General features: G+C 58.2%; 12 protein-coding genes and 6 pseudogenes. 7 read left to right on the top strand and 11 right to left on the bottom strand.

What is annotated here, in order from left to right; genetic code table 11:
• Positions 1-61: 61 nt before the first annotated feature.
• Positions 62-481: pseudogene (locus AC0L3N_RS12885) on the bottom strand (DUF2958 domain-containing protein).
• On the opposite strand from AC0L3N_RS12885, the gene AC0L3N_RS12890 reads away from it, so the two are divergent.
• Positions 480-620, top strand: a complete 141-nt coding sequence (locus AC0L3N_RS12890) for a hypothetical protein (protein ID WP_473547935.1) — start codon at positions 480-482, stop codon at positions 618-620. The pseudogene AC0L3N_RS12885 and the gene AC0L3N_RS12890 overlap by 2 nt on opposite strands.
• Positions 621-677: 57 nt before the next feature.
• Here the strand turns inward: AC0L3N_RS12890 and AC0L3N_RS12895 are convergent, their stop codons facing one another.
• Positions 678-1,640, bottom strand: coding sequence for an ArdC family protein (locus AC0L3N_RS12895; RefSeq protein ID WP_473547936.1), 963 nt, complete (start codon positions 1,638-1,640; stop codon positions 678-680).
• Between the two features lie 638 nt (positions 1,641-2,278).
• On the opposite strand from AC0L3N_RS12895, the pseudogene AC0L3N_RS12900 reads away from it, so the two are divergent.
• From AC0L3N_RS12900 to AC0L3N_RS12915, 4 genes and pseudogenes are all read left to right on the top strand, one after another.
• Positions 2,279-2,948 (top strand): annotated as a pseudogene (locus AC0L3N_RS12900) (aldehyde dehydrogenase family protein); the annotation flags it as partial.
• Positions 2,949-3,096: 148 nt separating this feature from the next.
• A pseudogene (locus AC0L3N_RS12905) lies at positions 3,097-3,503 on the top strand (transposase); the annotation flags it as partial.
• Between the two features lie 349 nt (positions 3,504-3,852).
• Positions 3,853-4,824, top strand: coding sequence for a glycosyltransferase family 10 domain-containing protein (locus tag AC0L3N_RS12910; RefSeq protein ID WP_082982603.1), 972 nt, complete (start codon positions 3,853-3,855; stop codon positions 4,822-4,824).
• Positions 4,825-5,018: 194 nt separating this feature from the next.
• Positions 5,019-5,923, top strand: a pseudogene (locus AC0L3N_RS12915) (IS630 family transposase); the annotation flags it as partial.
• Positions 5,924-5,999: 76 nt separating this feature from the next.
• Here AC0L3N_RS12915 and AC0L3N_RS12920 read toward each other — a convergent pair.
• The 8 genes and pseudogenes from AC0L3N_RS12920 to AC0L3N_RS12955 all read right to left on the bottom strand — a co-directional run bounded on the left by AC0L3N_RS12920 (position 6,000) and on the right by AC0L3N_RS12955 (position 13,158).
• A complete protein-coding gene (locus AC0L3N_RS12920) occupies positions 6,000-6,371 on the bottom strand; it encodes a hypothetical protein (protein ID WP_436175704.1) in 372 nt (123 codons plus the stop codon).
• 55 nt (positions 6,372-6,426) lie between these two features.
• On the bottom strand, positions 6,427-7,728 hold the full coding sequence (locus tag AC0L3N_RS12925; RefSeq protein WP_473547937.1) for an acyltransferase family protein: 1,302 nt from the start codon (positions 7,726-7,728) through the stop codon (positions 6,427-6,429).
• Between the two features lie 103 nt (positions 7,729-7,831).
• Positions 7,832-7,945, bottom strand: a pseudogene (locus tag AC0L3N_RS12930) (transposase); the annotation flags it as partial.
• Positions 7,946-8,593: 648 nt separating this feature from the next.
• Positions 8,594-8,914: a GNAT family N-acetyltransferase gene (locus AC0L3N_RS12935; RefSeq protein ID WP_473547938.1), complete on the bottom strand. Its 321-nt coding sequence runs from the start codon at positions 8,912-8,914 to the stop codon at positions 8,594-8,596.
• Positions 8,915-9,175: 261 nt separating this feature from the next.
• Complete coding sequence (locus AC0L3N_RS12940; RefSeq protein ID WP_473547940.1) at positions 9,176-9,346, bottom strand: hypothetical protein; 171 nt, start codon at positions 9,344-9,346, stop codon at positions 9,176-9,178.
• Positions 9,347-9,884: 538 nt separating this feature from the next.
• On the bottom strand, positions 9,885-10,853 hold the full coding sequence (locus AC0L3N_RS12945; protein WP_473547941.1) for a GDP-L-fucose synthase family protein: 969 nt from the start codon (positions 10,851-10,853) through the stop codon (positions 9,885-9,887).
• 72 nt (positions 10,854-10,925) lie between these two features.
• Positions 10,926-12,026, bottom strand: a complete 1,101-nt coding sequence (gmd, locus tag AC0L3N_RS12950) for a GDP-mannose 4,6-dehydratase (protein WP_473547942.1) — start codon at positions 12,024-12,026, stop codon at positions 10,926-10,928.
• Between the two features lie 142 nt (positions 12,027-12,168).
• Positions 12,169-13,158: a nodulation protein NodZ gene (locus AC0L3N_RS12955; protein WP_473547943.1), complete on the bottom strand. Its 990-nt coding sequence runs from the start codon at positions 13,156-13,158 to the stop codon at positions 12,169-12,171.
• 465 nt (positions 13,159-13,623) lie between these two features.
• Between AC0L3N_RS12955 and AC0L3N_RS12960 the strand changes: the two genes are divergently transcribed.
• Both AC0L3N_RS12960 and AC0L3N_RS12965 read left to right on the top strand, forming a co-directional pair.
• Positions 13,624-13,773: a hypothetical protein gene (locus AC0L3N_RS12960; RefSeq protein ID WP_473547944.1), complete on the top strand. Its 150-nt coding sequence runs from the start codon at positions 13,624-13,626 to the stop codon at positions 13,771-13,773.
• 35 nt (positions 13,774-13,808) lie between these two features.
• Positions 13,809-14,126 (top strand): annotated as a pseudogene (locus tag AC0L3N_RS12965) (carboxylating nicotinate-nucleotide diphosphorylase); the annotation flags it as partial.
• Between the two features lie 100 nt (positions 14,127-14,226).
• Here AC0L3N_RS12965 and AC0L3N_RS12970 read toward each other — a convergent pair.
• Positions 14,227-14,817: a NodA family N-acyltransferase gene (locus AC0L3N_RS12970; RefSeq protein WP_065010676.1), complete on the bottom strand. Its 591-nt coding sequence runs from the start codon at positions 14,815-14,817 to the stop codon at positions 14,227-14,229.
• Positions 14,818-15,187 lie beyond the last annotated feature (370 nt).

A 15,187-nucleotide genomic window follows, 5' to 3' on the forward strand; every position in this document is an offset into this window, starting at 1 on the left:
GGGTGCGATTGTCCCCGCCGGGGATGGCCGAAGGCCGATGCGGCGGGGACGGTTTTGCGCCTTATCGGCGCTCTTGCTCCGCCGTGTTCGGCGGAAGCTTGATGGGCGTTGCCGAGGGCCTCTGCTGCCTGTCGCAGCAGCCGCTCGGCTTCGGTGATGTGGCCGGCGCTGCACGCCGCTTGGGCGTAAACGGAGAGCGGAAAGCGCGCCTTGAACCAGAGGTCGCGCTCGATGCCGAGGCCAAGCCGCCCCTTGGGCGCTTGCAAGCTCGGCAAGGCTGACGCTGCCGAGTTCAGGGGAAGCCGAAGCCGAGGTCGCAAAGGCCGAACATTGTGTCGCCGTCGGCGTCGAGTTCGGTGAGAAGCCAGGTTGCTGGCCCGGTCGGATCGAACAGTTTTACCACCGGGACATGGTCGGTCTCGATGTCGGTTGCGCCATTGGCGAGCAGCTGGGCGCGCAGTTCGTCGGTGATCAAGATCATGGGAAAACTCCTCTCAAATCAGGTCGAGTTGATTTCTGGCGGCGTCATCGAACAGCCCGATATCGAGCGGCTTCTGCGCGGCGCGTGGGCCAAAAGGGCAAGGCGGTTGCGCGTGGTGACCGGCCGGACACGGGAATGAGCGTCTGCTCGCCTTGCGGGGTCGGTTCGGTCTGCAGGGTGTCGGGATCGGGCGCGCTCATGCCGCGATCTCGTCTTGTTGCGCGGCTTCGGCCTCGGCGTTAAAGCCAAGAAGAAAGTCGGCGGCTTTCGAGGCATGGCTGGCCGCGCGGAAAATGGCGCGATTGTCCTCGCACAGCACCGTCAGCCATGAGCCGATGTAATCGGAATGGCGCACGGTCGGCTCGATGCCGAGACTGCTGCAGATGAAGGCTGCGGCGATCTCGGCAACCAGTTCCTCGCGCGCATAGGTCCTGGAGCCGAACGAGCCTGTCAGATCGCGCCCGAGTCGCGTCGGGTGGCCGGTCCAGTGGCCAAGCTCGTGAAAGCAGGTCCGGTAGTAGTCGATCTGGTGGAAGAAAGCCGGCTGCGGCGGCACCTGGATGGTGTCGCTTCCGGGCATGTAGAAAGCGCGATCGCCACCGATACGGAAATCCGCACGGCTTCTGCGAATAAGTTGCTCGGCCTGCGGGACGATTTCGCGCGCCGGCAGCGGCTCGGCGGCGGCATGGAGATCGTCGGGCAGATTATCGCACTGCGCGACATTGAAGACGGTAAAGCGCTTCAAAAAAGGCACGGCCTGCGGTTCGTCGCCATCGGCCTTGGCGCGTTCCTTTTCGTCCTTGGGAATAAAGCGGTCAGCGTGAACGATGGTCGTGCCGCGCTCGCCCTTCCTGACATTGCCGCCAAGGGCAAGCGCCTGCCGGAAGGTGAGCCAGTTCTGGCTGGGGTATGAGCGCTCGATGACGGCGCCCCACAGGATCAGGATATTGATGCCGGAATAGCGCCGCTGGGTGGCTGCATTCCTGGGCAGGCCAAGGGCTGCCTTTGCCCTGCCCCAGGGCTTGACCCATGGCACGGTGCCGCGCTCCAGTTCGGCAATGATGCGGTCCGTGATTTCGTGATAAAGGCTGGCGCCCGGGCGCCCGCCCTTGCCCGCGCCAGCCTCGCGGCTGCCGGAATGCTTGTTGTTTGCACGCATTCCTTCGTCCTCCGCTAACCACTCGCCGCGCCTTTCCCCGGAAGCGGGGTGGGCGGCGAGACGCGACCGGAAAGGCCCGCCGTCGGAGGCGGACCGCATCCGAAGGACCGGAACGAAGAGGAGGACCCGAAGCGAAGCGAAGGGTTGCGGGATGCCGCGGCTGGCCTAGAAGGGAGTGCCGCCCACCCCGCTTCCGGGGAAGGCCACCACAAAATCGACGCCGGCCGGCTGGCCGGCGACCGTCAGCAGCCGACAGGCTGCCCGCGCCAGGGGGCGAATCCGGATGGCCGAGACCGCCTGAGCCTGCCGAAGAAGAAGCGGGCTCGGTTCACGAGCACCCGGCACGCGTCGTCAGGCGCGCGGGCGCCGTCAAAGCTTAGGCCAAATTGCCGCTTCCCGCGGATGCGTGGATGCCATGCCTTGCGCTGCGGTTATTAGGTCGCAGGGCTCAACGCTCGGTGCCCCCGCCAGGCGTGCGGGCGAGAAAGGCGCTGAACAGGAATTCTCGTTCCAGGAACGGTCGTTCCTGTTCCATAACGCGGTCGGCAGGTCGACAGGGGCCCGTCGCTCGAGGTCCTATGCGAAGTGCGGTTACACATCCTGACGCAGCCAACCGCCGTGTTGAAGAGAAAGCCGGGATGCCTGCGTGCCAGCCGCTGATGCGCCATCTGAAACTCCCCGACCTGTTCGGCGCTGTCGACCGCATGCCGACGCTTGGCACGTTGTTGGGTGAGCGAAAGTTCGAGGGTCTTTAATCCATCCACCGGCGAAGTGTTGGCAGAGCTACCCGACATGGCCGCTGAGACGCGCACGGCGATCGACAAGGCTTATACGGCGCAGGCTGGATGGGCGGCGTTGACCGCCCGGGATCGCCGGGACTCGCTCTGGCGCTGGCATCAATTGATCATCGACCACGCCGACGACCTCGCTGCCATCCTCACAGCTGAGATGGGCAAGCCGCTTGCCGAAGCCAAGTCGGAAGTCTCGCATGCGGCGGCATATCTGCAATGGTATGCCGAAGAGGCCAACCGCATCTATGGCGAGACGATCTTCCCGCCCTCGACTGACCGGGGCATGCTGGTGGTCAAGCAGCCAATCGGCGTTGTTGGCACGATCACGCCATGGAATTTCCCGGCTTCAATGGTGGTGCGCAAGATCTCACCGGCTCTGGCGGCGGGCTGCACTGTGATATTGAAACCTGCCGCACAGACGCCGCTTGTTGCAGGCGCAATGTGCGCGGCCGGCTTTCCCGAAGGCGTCGTCAACCTGATCTTTGCTTCCAAAGGCGATGCCGTCGGCCGCACACTGATCAACCGATGAACTTGATCCACAGGCGCTTGAACCATGCGACGATGGCCTTGAGCCCTTCGGCTGGGCGCCGCGCTTGAGAAGGCGGTCATAGGCACGGCCGGCTTCGATCTGCTCGCGAGACATCTTGCCGGCCCAATGGATCGATGATGACTGCCTGCAGGTACTGCGCTGGATGTATGACCGGCGCGACCTTTCCGAAGTGCGGCCCGACTTCGCCCAATGGCTGGCCAAGTGGGAGACGCGCTGCCCCAAGCTGTGCCAGTGGGTGGAGGACAACATCGAGGAGACGCTCACCTTCAACCGGCTGCCACGCCAGCATCACAAGCGCCTGAAGAGCACCAAGATCCTGGAGCGGCTCAATCAGGAGATCAAGCAGCGCATCCATGTGGTGCGCATCTTTCCCAGCGCTGAGAGCTGTCTGCGGCTCGTCCGCGCGCTCGCCGTCGAAACACACGAAAACTGGCTGGAGGCCATGCGAATCTCAACATGGAGCACCTGGCCGAGGACAAGAAGGAGATGCTGCGCAAGCTGGAGCAGCCCAAGGCCGCCTGACGGCGGCGGGCGGGCTGGGCGCATGCGTTACTTGAAGACGCCGCGCCTGACCCGCCAACACCGGCGACCGTGATCGCAAATTTGCAGAAGACTCTGGACAGAACTCCCAAACTGCATCAAAAATAGTCAGAGCTAGATTATGGAAGCCGATTGAGATGGAGGAGGAGGGGTTACAAGCCTTTGTGCAGTTCTCCCAAACTTTTCGATATCGAAGGGCTTACCTGCGTCCCGTTTAGCCATCGATTCCGATCGTTTTAGCTTCATCTCACGACGGGAATAGGCGCAGAGAGGTCTGGCCCTGGTGCAGAAATTACTGCCGGTACCACCGAAGTGAAGGGGTCGAACTACTTTGTCTAGCGCCAAATTGCTGACGGAACGTCCGGCGCCCATTGTTGCTGCATGCCTCGATTCTTGGGGCGGTCTGGATGACGCCATCCACCATCTCACTCCAAAGGGCAGTGGAATCTGGAACGATGTCGCTTTTGTCCGCAAGACATCCTTCACGCCGGATTGGCATATAATCTTTAACTCTCCTTCTGTTTTTGGACTTCCTGTTGATATCGAGGCGAGCCCGAACAGGACGATTTTTGCGATCGGCGAACCGCCGACGAAAGCTCATCGCGCCCTCCATCTAGGGCAGGGGGAAAATACCATCGTTTTGACGTCTGACGCAGAGTTGGTAGCCCAGCAGAATGCAGGGCGTCGGTTCGTCTTGTCTCCACCTATCACTCGGTCTTGGTCTGTAAGAAAGTCATATGACCAACTTCTGGTCAGCGAAGTCGTTGACAAGCCGCGTCGGCTCTCATGGATTACCAGCAACATCGCCCTGCTTAAAGGACATCGATATCGGCTGGCGTTTTTGGAGCGGCTGAGAGAGGAGATCGAGTTCGACCTGTTCGGCCGAGGTTTTCACCTGATTGGAGATAAATGGGACGCACTTGCACCTTACCGCTACAGTATAGCTTTCGAGAATACTAGAGCTGATTACTATTTTACAGAGAAGCTTATGGACTGCTTCGTTGCTGAAACAATGCCGATCTATTACGGCAGCCCGGCAATCACGAGGTTCTTCCCGCCGGATTCAATGGTTCTGATTGATCCAGAGGACAAGAACGTAATTCAAAAGATCCGAGAAATAATCAACTCGGACCTCTGGAAGGAACGTCGCGATGCAATACGAGAGGCGAAGCGGTTGGTACTTGAGAAGTACAATATATTTGCTTATCTCGCGGGCTTCATCGAAAGCGTTCAGGATAAGCCTTTGCCGCCTAAAGTTATGCATATCGGTACGCCCGAGGTCGATTTTGGGGTAGACGAATGAACTCCAAGGTTTCGCTTCGCGCCCGGCGGTTGGTGGTCTGGCAGGGTCCGTACGGAACACTCGGCGGAGAATGCCTCGAGCATCTTCGATTAACACAGGGTCGGTTTGGGAATCACGCGAAGATCCTGTCTGATTCACTGTCCCGGTGATTTACGAGGATGTGATGATGACGAGGAGTCCAAGGGCGGACCTTCGTGGGGCGCGTGATTGCGGCCATTGAAGTCGGGGGTTCGACGCGGGAGGCGACGCGTCGCTTCCGGATAGGTATTTCGATGGCCGGGAGTTGGTATCGCCGCTATCGCGAGACCGGCCAGATGGAAGCGCGCAAGCAGGGCCAGCCGTCGCGTTCGAAGCTCTATGCGCATCCTTCATTCTTGGCCTCATCGAGGAGGCGCCGGACATCACGCTTGCTGAGATCGGGGAGCGCCTTGCCGCCGAGCGTGGCGTGCGGGCAGCGTCGTCCACGGTCCGGCTGTACCTCGACCGGCGCGGCATCACGTTTCAAAACAAGACGGCGCACGCCGCCGAACAGCAGCGCCCCAATGTCCTGCGCCGCCGCAGAACCTGGTTCGATGGCCAGCTCGATCTCAACCCGAAAGGCTGATTTTCATCGATGAGACCGCAGCATCCACAAATATGGCGCGGTTGCGTGGCCGCAGCCTGCGCGGCGAACGATTGTCGGGCGGCCGTTCCTCACGCCCATTGGAAGACCACCACATTCACGGCCGGCCTGCGGCTGGGCGGCTTGGCGGGGCCAATACTGCTCGATGGCCCTATGCATGGTTCTGCCTTGCTCGCCTACGCGCAGCAGGTCCGCGCACCCGAGCTTCGCCCAGGCGACATCGTGGTCATGGACAACCTGCCCGCCCACAAGATCAGCGGCGGGCGCGAGGTGATCGAGAAGGTTGGCGCGGCTCCTGTTCCTGCCGCCATACTCGCCCGACTTCAACCCGATCGAGATGGCTTTCTCGAAGCTCCAGGCTCTCCTGAGAAAGGCTGCACCCGAACCATCGACGAATTCTGGTCGGTCGTGGCCAACTGCCTCGCAGCTTTCACAGCCGAGGAATGCAGGCACTATGTCGAGGCAGACGGCTATGAATACGTCCAATCTGCTCTAGCTGCGCAAGAGGGCCGAGACGGGCGCACGACATCGTATGCCACCCGGCTGCTGCTGATCAGGCGAACTGGGGAAGGCCGGGAACGGAATTGAGGACCTCGTCCACGAGTTCGTCGCCGGCATGTTCCTTGGCGAAGGCGATCGTCTCGTTAGCAAGGCCGGCGATATTTCCCAGGCTGAGACCCTCGTTCATCAATTGCTGGCCGAAACCTACCACGCCGCCTCCGGCGAGGACGCTGCCGCCCTCTGCGTCCTCACCATCATGCTTCGCCACTAATTCCGAAGCTCCAGGAATGGCCTCGATCATGCGCGCAGCGGGACCGTCGGCTGCCTCGCGTTGCAGGAAACCCAGCATCATGCCAACGGCCTTGTCTGCGAGAGCCGGGTCGACGCCGACATTAGTGGCGATGCGTGATACGAATTCTTCCAAGGCAGGGCACCTTTCGTTTTATTGAGGTCAGAATGATTAGCTATGTTTGTCCAGCTCAAATGGTTGAGCGCAGCGCCAGTCTACGCCTCCGCAGTCTTACTCTCAGGTATTGGTCCACCCTCTTGGCTACTTCCATGGACTTCACGTCTACAAGGCGCTGAAACGGCACCGCAGCAATGATGGTGGTTACAAGTACAATGACGACAGTGCTACTAGCCGCAATGGCATGCCCCCATTGGATAGTCCAGAGATAGACAAAGCACCCGAGGGAACAAAGGACAGGGAAATGAAGAAGGTAGACCGAGAACGACAATCGACCTAGGAGTGGGAAAAAGTATGACGAGAAGGCTCGCTGAAGCGATGGAAGCGCGAGAACGCTAGCGACAAGGAAGGCTGCACCGACGCAGTGCATTGCGTCCTTCAGGGGATTAAAGTCGATTGGGGAGAGTTTGATGATCGGCTCATACAAGATGTCGTTTGAGAAGCCGCCAAGATAGATGGCAGCAAGAAAGATTACGATCTTAGCTTTGTGAGGCCATTTCGCTGGAGAAACGCGAGTCAGGAGGACGCCGACGCCGAACGACAAGGCGAAGGGCAGGTAAGCTATATGGACCGCAAAAGAGAGAGCCGCGGCAAAAACTGTGACGAGGGCGAAGGTGAACCACCTCGCAGCGAAGGCGAACATGAAGGCTAAGTATGAACCCACGAGCTCAATGGACATCGTCCAGAGTGGTGAATTGAGTTTGTTCTTACCGAGAAATAAGGACTCATATAGGGCCTCCTGGGCGATGGTCGCGGCCGTAATTGAGCTAGGGTAATACCAGGTCAGCCAGACCGAGCCCGTGAGTGGGGCAACTTCAAGATTTCTCATCAGCCCCATGGCAAAAATGGTACCGGCAAAAACGATTGAAGCTGCGATTGGAATGCCGAGGCGGGGTATCCGTCGGATTGCTCTGGATACAAGCACCGACGCATTTCCAGTGTCAGCAAAAGACTTGGTAAGGACGAAGCCGCTTAGAACGAAGAATACACAAACCGCAAAGCTTCCGTTGATAAGCATGCTGAATGGGGGGAGAGTTAGAAGCTGAGCAGGCCATCCGATTTCTGGCCACGCTGCTTGCGCCAACGGGTACATGGTTTTGAATATCCCTGGCTCGACAGCGAAGAGGGCGTGAGACAAGAGGACGCCAACTGCAGCCAGCCCCCTCAACCCCTCTAAAGCAATAAAACGCCCAGATCCGGCCTGCCCCGCCGCCATTCCGTTCATGGATACTCTGCCCCTTATGATGTGCCGATTTCGACTTGGTCTTCCAACAAAGTCCACGCTCGTGAACGTGAGCTGGAAAGCACGGGACATTGGCTTTCCTGTACTGCGCTATGCAGCATCATGACGGATGGGTAAACTTGATTGTTTGGATATAATGCATCCATGGGATGGATATGCGGGCCATGCCCACCGGCGACAGCCGGTCCTGGATATGAAACTCGGCCTGATCGTCCGAGAGACAGTAGAGCGCCTGCAGCACCATGATCTTCAACATCATCACCGTATCAAAGGGCGGCCGTCCGCCCTTGGCGCCATCCGCTCGATGAGCATCGTATCTTCGTCGAGTGGGCCAAGCCCCGGGCCGGCGCAAAGGTGAAACGCGCGCAAAGGCGCTCCTTCGATCGCCGACGGCGACATGCGGCTCCGAATCTGATCGACCGGTTGCTGGCAATGACGGCTCCGCTGGTCTCTCGTTCCACCCAGCAGGACCGCAACCGTCTGTTCCTGGTGAAGAGCGAGAAGAAGGACGCGGTGACGCTTATTGCCGAGGCGACCTTATCGCACGCCCTGAAGCCGTTCATCAAACGCTCCAATGCCCGGATCGCCGTCTGGAACAAGGCCGCACCCGAGCGGGCCCGGCAGCTCGCCCAGCAGCGATGGCTTCCAGGTTCTGCAGATCGAAGTGCGGCGCCTGGGCACCGAGAACGCCGCTCTGCTGAAGCGTATCCTCGAAGCCGAAACGGAGGTCGATCGCCAGAGGCGTCACAATGCCCGCCTCGTCGCAGAACGCGAGGAAGTCCAAAGCCAAAACGCTGATGCAAAAGGCCCCGACGGCCCTAACCTGCGAAAATGGCCAACTATCGACCATTCGGCTGTAGCATTAATATGGTTCCGCTTCCGTTCCGTCACATTGTGCGGCAGGTTGCTTTGAGCCAGCCTATAGCAAACTCTGAGTCTAGATTATCCGACAGAGCCGAGGGCCGACTTCCTCGAACCCGTTCCGCAGATAGAAATCGAGCGTGCGCTTCCATTTTGGTTGCCCGGGCGATCCAACCTCAAGTCGCGTCCAACCACGAGCACGGCTTTCCTGCGAGGCGACGTCAAGCAGATGAGGGGCAATCCCTTTGGAGCGCATGTCGGGTCGAACATACAGCTCCGAAATGTAGCCGAACTTGCCTCCTGCATAGATCGCCGTGCATTCATTCAGCACCATGATGCCGACCGGCTCGTCATCTGCACTTGCGATCACAGCGACCACGCCGGCGTCGGCAAGCACTGTCTCCGCGCTTTGTCTCACGACGTCGGGCGTGGGCGCTTTCCAGCCAGAGAGTTCATCGAGTAGCGCGTGACTGAAACGGCCGACCGTCTCTGCGTCCGTTGCGTTGGCGCGGCGAGTAGATATGAAAGGAATATTTTCTCCTGGTAGTGATCAAAATCCCGATACATGCTGCCATCCGCGCAGGTCCGACTCATTCTTTTAAGTAACTCGGACTAATGAACAGCATTTTTCATAAAAAATATGATAATGCCAATCGAGCTAAGCCAAGCTCACCGCATAGGCGGTCACCTGCCACTGCCATCCCAGAGCATCAGGATGATCGCGCTGCGCGACAGCTTGGCGAGCTGCAGACGCGAGCGACTGGTTCAGGGCAAGCCGCTTCGCCATCAACGAGACCCGCTGCAGCAGGGTTGTAAATGCCCGCACCATGGCGCCGCAAATCCGCGCTTGTGGCGCCATGACGTTGAGGCGAGTGAGTTCGGCGCTAACAACGCCGACTGAATCCGATCGGAAGGGTGCCCGACCGCGCCGAAAAGGCGCGATCTTGGATGGCGACGCGATCGCCTGCGGATAAGCGCGAGTTGACCGTCGACGTCCGCCATTTCCGTTTGCACCGCCTTGGACAAGGACTGCCCCGGGGCATGATGCGGGCCTGGTTGGCGTCCGTGTCGAGGCCAGGTTCGTAGGCAGCGGCTCCCGTGAGGTTGAGCAGTTCTAACTCGTGGCTTGAGTTGACGGCGCTCACGCACAGCCGTTCCAGTGCGCCCCGTTGTGCGGCCTTCCCATTGGCTTGGCCAAGCTTCTGGGTGATCCTCTGCATCGCCGGTGGCAGAGAGGTCCGGTTTGCAACGTTAGCACAGGCCAATATTGCGGCCCCCTCTGGGCATGTATGCGTCCCTGTTTGGCCTGACTGAGCCAGCTTGCACCCGGTCGGACATGCAGTCCAACCAGGATGCGCGCATGAACATCAAGCCCCATGAAGGCGGAGAAAATCCTCGTATGTCGCTTGCAACCCGGCACCAAGGGACGTTTTGGCTTTCCAGCCAAGGTTACGCAAGCGCGTTACGTCCAGTAACTTGCGCGGAGTACCATCTGGCTTCGTCGTGTCGAATACCAAATCGCCCTTCCAGCAGACCGCCGCCTTGACGAGTTCCGCCACCTCGCGAATTGTGACGTCCTCGCCAACGCCAACATTAATCAGGGGCGCAGTGTCGGGGGTAGTTAAGGCATCAAAATCTGAATCTGGCAAGCCAAGCAGGAACGCAATGGCATCGCCTACATCCGACGAATACATAAACTCTCGCCGAGGGTTTCCGGATCCCCAGACCTCCACCGAGGAGTCGCCATTCATTTTAGCTTGATGAAAACGGCGTATCAGAGCGGGCAGAACGTGGCAATTATCGGGGTGATAACTATCGCCGGGACCATATAAGTTGGTCGGCATCAACGCGAGATAGCGCGCCTTGTACTGCCGGTTGAAAGACCAGCATGATTCAACACCTGCGATTTTAGCCAAAGCGTAGGGACGGTTCGTCACTTCAAGAGGACCGGTGAGAAGATATTCCTCCCGTATCGGCTGCGGACAGTCGCGTGGATAGATACACGAGGAGCCAAGGAAAATCATCCGTTCGACGCCGGAAGCGTAAGCGGCATCAAAAACACTGACTTGAATCGCGAGGTTGTTATGAAGGAAATCGACAGGGGAGCTAGCGTTCGCCAGTATACCACCAACCTTTGCGGCGCACATTACGACGTAATCAGGCCGCCGCGACATGAAGAACCTGCGCGTCTCGCTCCGGTCAAATAGATCCAGTTGGTCGTGAGTACGTGTTATTATCTCATAGGAACCTAAAGCCTCGAGGGCTCTCATTGTGGCGGATCCAACAAGGCCGCGATGGCCTGCCACATAGACTTTCTTCATCTTTTTGTTTTCCATTGATAAGGCTCTGGACGTTCCTTAAGAAGACCACAATATCACTGACAACAAGCCAGCATGGCGACACCATTATCAGCATAACTCTCGTGGACTGTGTGAATAATAACCCTGCTTCATCAGCACTGCGTCACGCTCTGCCATGCGCAAATCTTCCCGAACCATCTCCCTAACCAATTCGATGAAGGAGATTTTGGGCGCCCACCCAAGTTTTTCTTTGGCCTTGCGGGCATCGCCGAGAAGTGTCTCGACTTCTGCAGGACGAAAATAACGGGGATCTACTTTTACGATCAGAGCTCCCGTCTTTGCATCGTACCCCTCTTCGTCGACCCCTTCCCCAACCCAACGAACATCGATGCCGAGTTCAGCGGCCGCGGCGGTGACGAATTCGCGCACCGAATGTTGCTCACCGCTAGCGATCACAAAGTCTTCAGGTTGCTCCTGCTGCAGCATCAACCACTGCATCTGGACGTAGTCTCGAGCGTGCCCCCAATCGCGACTCGCATTAAGGTTGCCCAAGAATAGAGTCCGCTGCATTCCAAGCTTAATCCGAGCCAGGGCGCGCGTGATTTTGCGCGTTACGAATGTTTCTCCGCGCGCGGGTGACTCATGATTAAACAAAATGCCATTACATGCATACAAATTGTAGGCTTCTCGATAATTTACGGTGATCCAGTGAGCATACAATTTGGCAACAGCGTAGGGTGAACGGGGGTAGAACGGTGTCGTCTCGGACTGCGGCGTTTCCCGCACCAGCCCGTAGAGCTCAGACGTCGAGGCTTGGTAGTAGCGCGTATGCTCGACGAGCCCCAGGATCCGAATTGCCTCGAGAATACGCAGCGCACCTAAGGCATCGGAGTTCGCGGTGTATTCAGGTTCTTCAAAGGAGACTGCAACGTGGCTCTGAGCTGCCAAATTGTAAATTTCGTCCGGCTGAACCAGTTGAATGACGCGCGTAAGGCTGGACGAATCTGTCAAGTCCCCGTGGTGAAGTGTAAGATCAACGCCAGTTTCATGAGGGTCATGATAGAGATGGTCTATACGGCCCGTATTAAAAAGAGACGATCGTCTCTTTATCCCGTGCACAGAATAGCCCTTTTCTAAAAGCAATTCTGCGAGGTAAGAACCGTCTTGGCCCGTGACCCCGGTGATTAAAGCGACTTTTCTCTTTGACAAGCTTGAATCCTTTTGATTTTGACGCGCCCAAGAAAATGCTCGCCTGCGGCGGGATTGCGTGGCGAAAAAGGGGCGCATTGGGCAGGGCGAACGGGGCCTCTGCGCGAAGGCTAGGGAGAGTTCGAGCGGGCTGCCAACCCTTTCATGGAGCCGGGGAACGTTCGAAAGAGTTATCAATCAAGATCAAACGACGCGGGTCATTCAAATCGAATTCGACAATTCGTGGCACGAAGAGGCGGGCATAGCGTGTGAAGGCGCTAGTCGGAGGAAAGCGAATTATAGTGTCGCATCTACCGAGGAGATACATCTCAACGAGAGCGGAACCCCCCCCATCGGTGCCCAGTGCTGCACTGTGTAAGGGGCCGGCCTGATCCGCTTGGAAGCGTTTTGGGACGGTGAAAAGTTCGGGAAATACGCCCGACAAGTGATCAACAACCTGGGCGCTGTCTGTACACAAGAACACCCTTACAGGCCTTGGATGCGGTTGCGCTTTGGCCATACGAATGGCAGTGCATACCTGCTCTAAGGCAACCTTTGGATCAGCCCAGTAAGGTGCGTGATCCATAATATCTTCGCCGTTGCCGTGGCGGACATGGACTCCAATTATGCTGTGCCCGTCAAAATGTTCCTGGTAGAGCGCTTCAATCCGATCCTCAATTTCGACCCTCGGTCTGATGCTCCGAAATATCGTTCGCTCGGCTTGCTCATCGCAGCGCCACATCAAGCAAGCATCACACACTACCGTGTTGGCTTCACAATCATCTTGGGCCTGGAAAAGATCGTTAAGCTCGTCACGTTCTTGGAAAATCTGTTCATCCGGACGGTACACGCAGTCGATGGATGGCTTGTTCCACCACGACGGGAAGAAGGGACCCGGGAATGAGACGTGGTTGATCTCGTCATCGCAAATGACCCGTACACCACCGATCTCTTCAATTGGCTTGAAGAAAGCCGGAAAGGCATTCGCAAACGGGTTGTCGAGGTAACAAGAGCCACGCCAATCTATTGCTAAAGCCCGTCCCGTCCGATGTGCGTAGTCCCATGCCGACGCGAGAGACCACAGGCAATCACCGAGACCCGTGCGCCGTCGAGAAACAACGAACCGATCCATCCTTGAGCCATCAACAAGCATCTAAATTGCCTCTTTCCAGAACACCACAAGCCTCAGCTTTGCTGCTGGCTTTGAGGCAAGCGCCTGCGCAATTCCGGGAAGCTTGTCGTGCTGCGCCAATGCGATGTAGCTTGCGTCGATCGCGGAAGTGCCTGGCCGCGATGGACGCGCGCCTGGGCGGGTCTTCGGCGCAGACCAGAGAATGCTCTTCGGAGCCAACGCAAACATCAACCACTTCCCTAAGGCTTACATCCTTGAATTCTTTCTATGCAACGTGCCGTACCATCGGTAAAATCGTCTGTTTCGATGAAACGCATCCACGTCATGGATAGCTAGTGACATGGGTTCCAGGGCGTTGACCTGAACCCTCTCGTTGTGCGTCACAGCTAATCCCAGCGGAACCTTACGGCGGCAGCACGCAGCATGACCCACGTCAGCCGGCCATGAGCGCGGCCGCGACGACGACATCCGAACGGAGCCGTTGACATGACTTCACTTGCACCACTTCCTCAGATCATCATGGATCCCATCGTGCGCCGTGCCCTGCTGGAAGACCTAGGCAGAGCCGGCGATATCACGAGCGATGCAATTATCGCCGCCGATTGCAAAGCCAAGCTTTCGCTTAACGCGCGCTAAGCGGGCAAGGCTACGGCCGCGTTTGTCGAAGCGATATGCGGTCAGGCGCCAATCACCGCTTCGGGCTCGACGACGCGGTGCTCATCAAGGACAACCACATCGCCATTGCCGGCGACATCCCCACCGCAATCGAGCGGGCGCGTAGCGTCATAGGTCACATGCAAGATCGAGGTAGAGGTGGACAGGCTGGACCAGTTGGAGATAGCCCTTACAGTGGGCGTCGACGCCGTGCTCCTCGACAACATGTCGGTCGAGGAGCTTGCGCAGGCTGTGGCTATGTCGGGCGCCGCGCGATCACCGAGGCCTTGGGCCGAGTAACGCGGGCGAGCGCCCCGGCAACTGCGGCGACCGGCGTGGACCTCATATCGATTGGCTGGCTTACCCACAGCGCGCCCATTCTCGACATCGGTCTCGCGCTTGGCGCCGGCGCCATCACCCGGCACTTCAAGATGTTCATAGCTCCGGACCGTTCCGAACGATCAGGGTGCCGGATGGCCACTCGCTCATCGAGCGTCCAATCGGCACAACCACTACGAGCACGTCCTCCACGCGCGTGGGCGGCAGGTCGAGATACACATCTGCGAGAGTGGACCGCACGCGAACGCCCGACACAATCGCCGCCAGGCCGTCTCTGCAGAACCTTTCCATATGGTTCCGCATCGCGTGCCGAACGGTGCCGAAAGCGAATGGAACCCCAAGCTGCTGCAATACTGGATATACAACGCGCATTGAATGACTGATCCCTTGTCCCTCAAGATCCGGACGCACCCCGTACAACCCCAGGTCGGCCACTAGGAGCTCGACCTCGTCAACCTTGATGAAGCGGCGTAGTATGCCGATATGAGCCGCTACGCCGTGCGCGTCGTAGCTGATTGCGCGGAGCTCCGGCCTCGCACCGGCCCAGCTACGGCCGTCTTCGAATGGCTCTGAGTTGAAGGCCCCCGTCGGTCCGTAGGTCTTTCGGAAAAACTCGGAGAGTTCGACATGGTCGGCCTGTTGCAACTCATTTTCCCAGCACAACCTCCACCGCACGTCAGAGCACATGGAAAACCTCATCTTTGTTGCTATTTTGTTGGGGAAGCGCCTAGCAGGGGGACGCTTGTCGAATCGAGCCGGCTCGATGTAGCTGGCGCACCGAAGAAACTAGCCGCAATGAACATGCGACCCCGTTGTGTTCCGAGCACACCGGAAGGCGCACACCAGAACAATACTGCTCTGAACCAATGCAAAAATTCGATAACTAGCTTTGGCTTACATCTTTGAAATCTTGCTATGCGACGTTCTGCGGCATCGGCAAAATCGTTTCTTTGGATTAATGCATCCACGCTATGGATAGGAAAAGACATGCGTTTCAAAGAACTTGATCTAAATCTCCGCCCAAGGCGGCCTTGATCAGGAGGCTTCGACCCGGCCA

It is taken from the genome of Mesorhizobium sp. WSM4807, from assembly GCF_055811615.1.

Bases quoted from the DNA above. Each gene is read 5' to 3' on its own strand.
- AC0L3N_RS12890 (WP_473547935.1), top strand. From the start codon at position 480: ATGGGAAAACTCCTCTCAAATCAGGTCGAGTTGATTTCTGGCGGCGTC.
- AC0L3N_RS12895 (WP_473547936.1), bottom strand. From the start codon at position 1,640: ATGCGTGCAAACAACAAGCATTCCGGCAGCCGCGAGGCTGGCGCGGGC.
- AC0L3N_RS12925 (WP_473547937.1), bottom strand. From the start codon at position 7,728: ATGTCCCGTGCTTTCCAGCTCACGTTCACGAGCGTGGACTTTGTTGGA.
- AC0L3N_RS12940 (WP_473547940.1), bottom strand. From the start codon at position 9,346: ATGGTGCGGGCATTTACAACCCTGCTGCAGCGGGTCTCGTTGATGGCG.
- AC0L3N_RS12945 (WP_473547941.1), bottom strand. From the start codon at position 10,853: ATGGAAAACAAAAAGATGAAGAAAGTCTATGTGGCAGGCCATCGCGGC.
- AC0L3N_RS12955 (WP_473547943.1), bottom strand. From the start codon at position 13,158: ATGCTTGTTGATGGCTCAAGGATGGATCGGTTCGTTGTTTCTCGACGG.
- AC0L3N_RS12960 (WP_473547944.1), top strand. From the start codon at position 13,624: ATGACTTCACTTGCACCACTTCCTCAGATCATCATGGATCCCATCGTG.
- AC0L3N_RS12970 (WP_065010676.1), bottom strand. From the start codon at position 14,817: ATGTGCTCTGACGTGCGGTGGAGGTTGTGCTGGGAAAATGAGTTGCAA.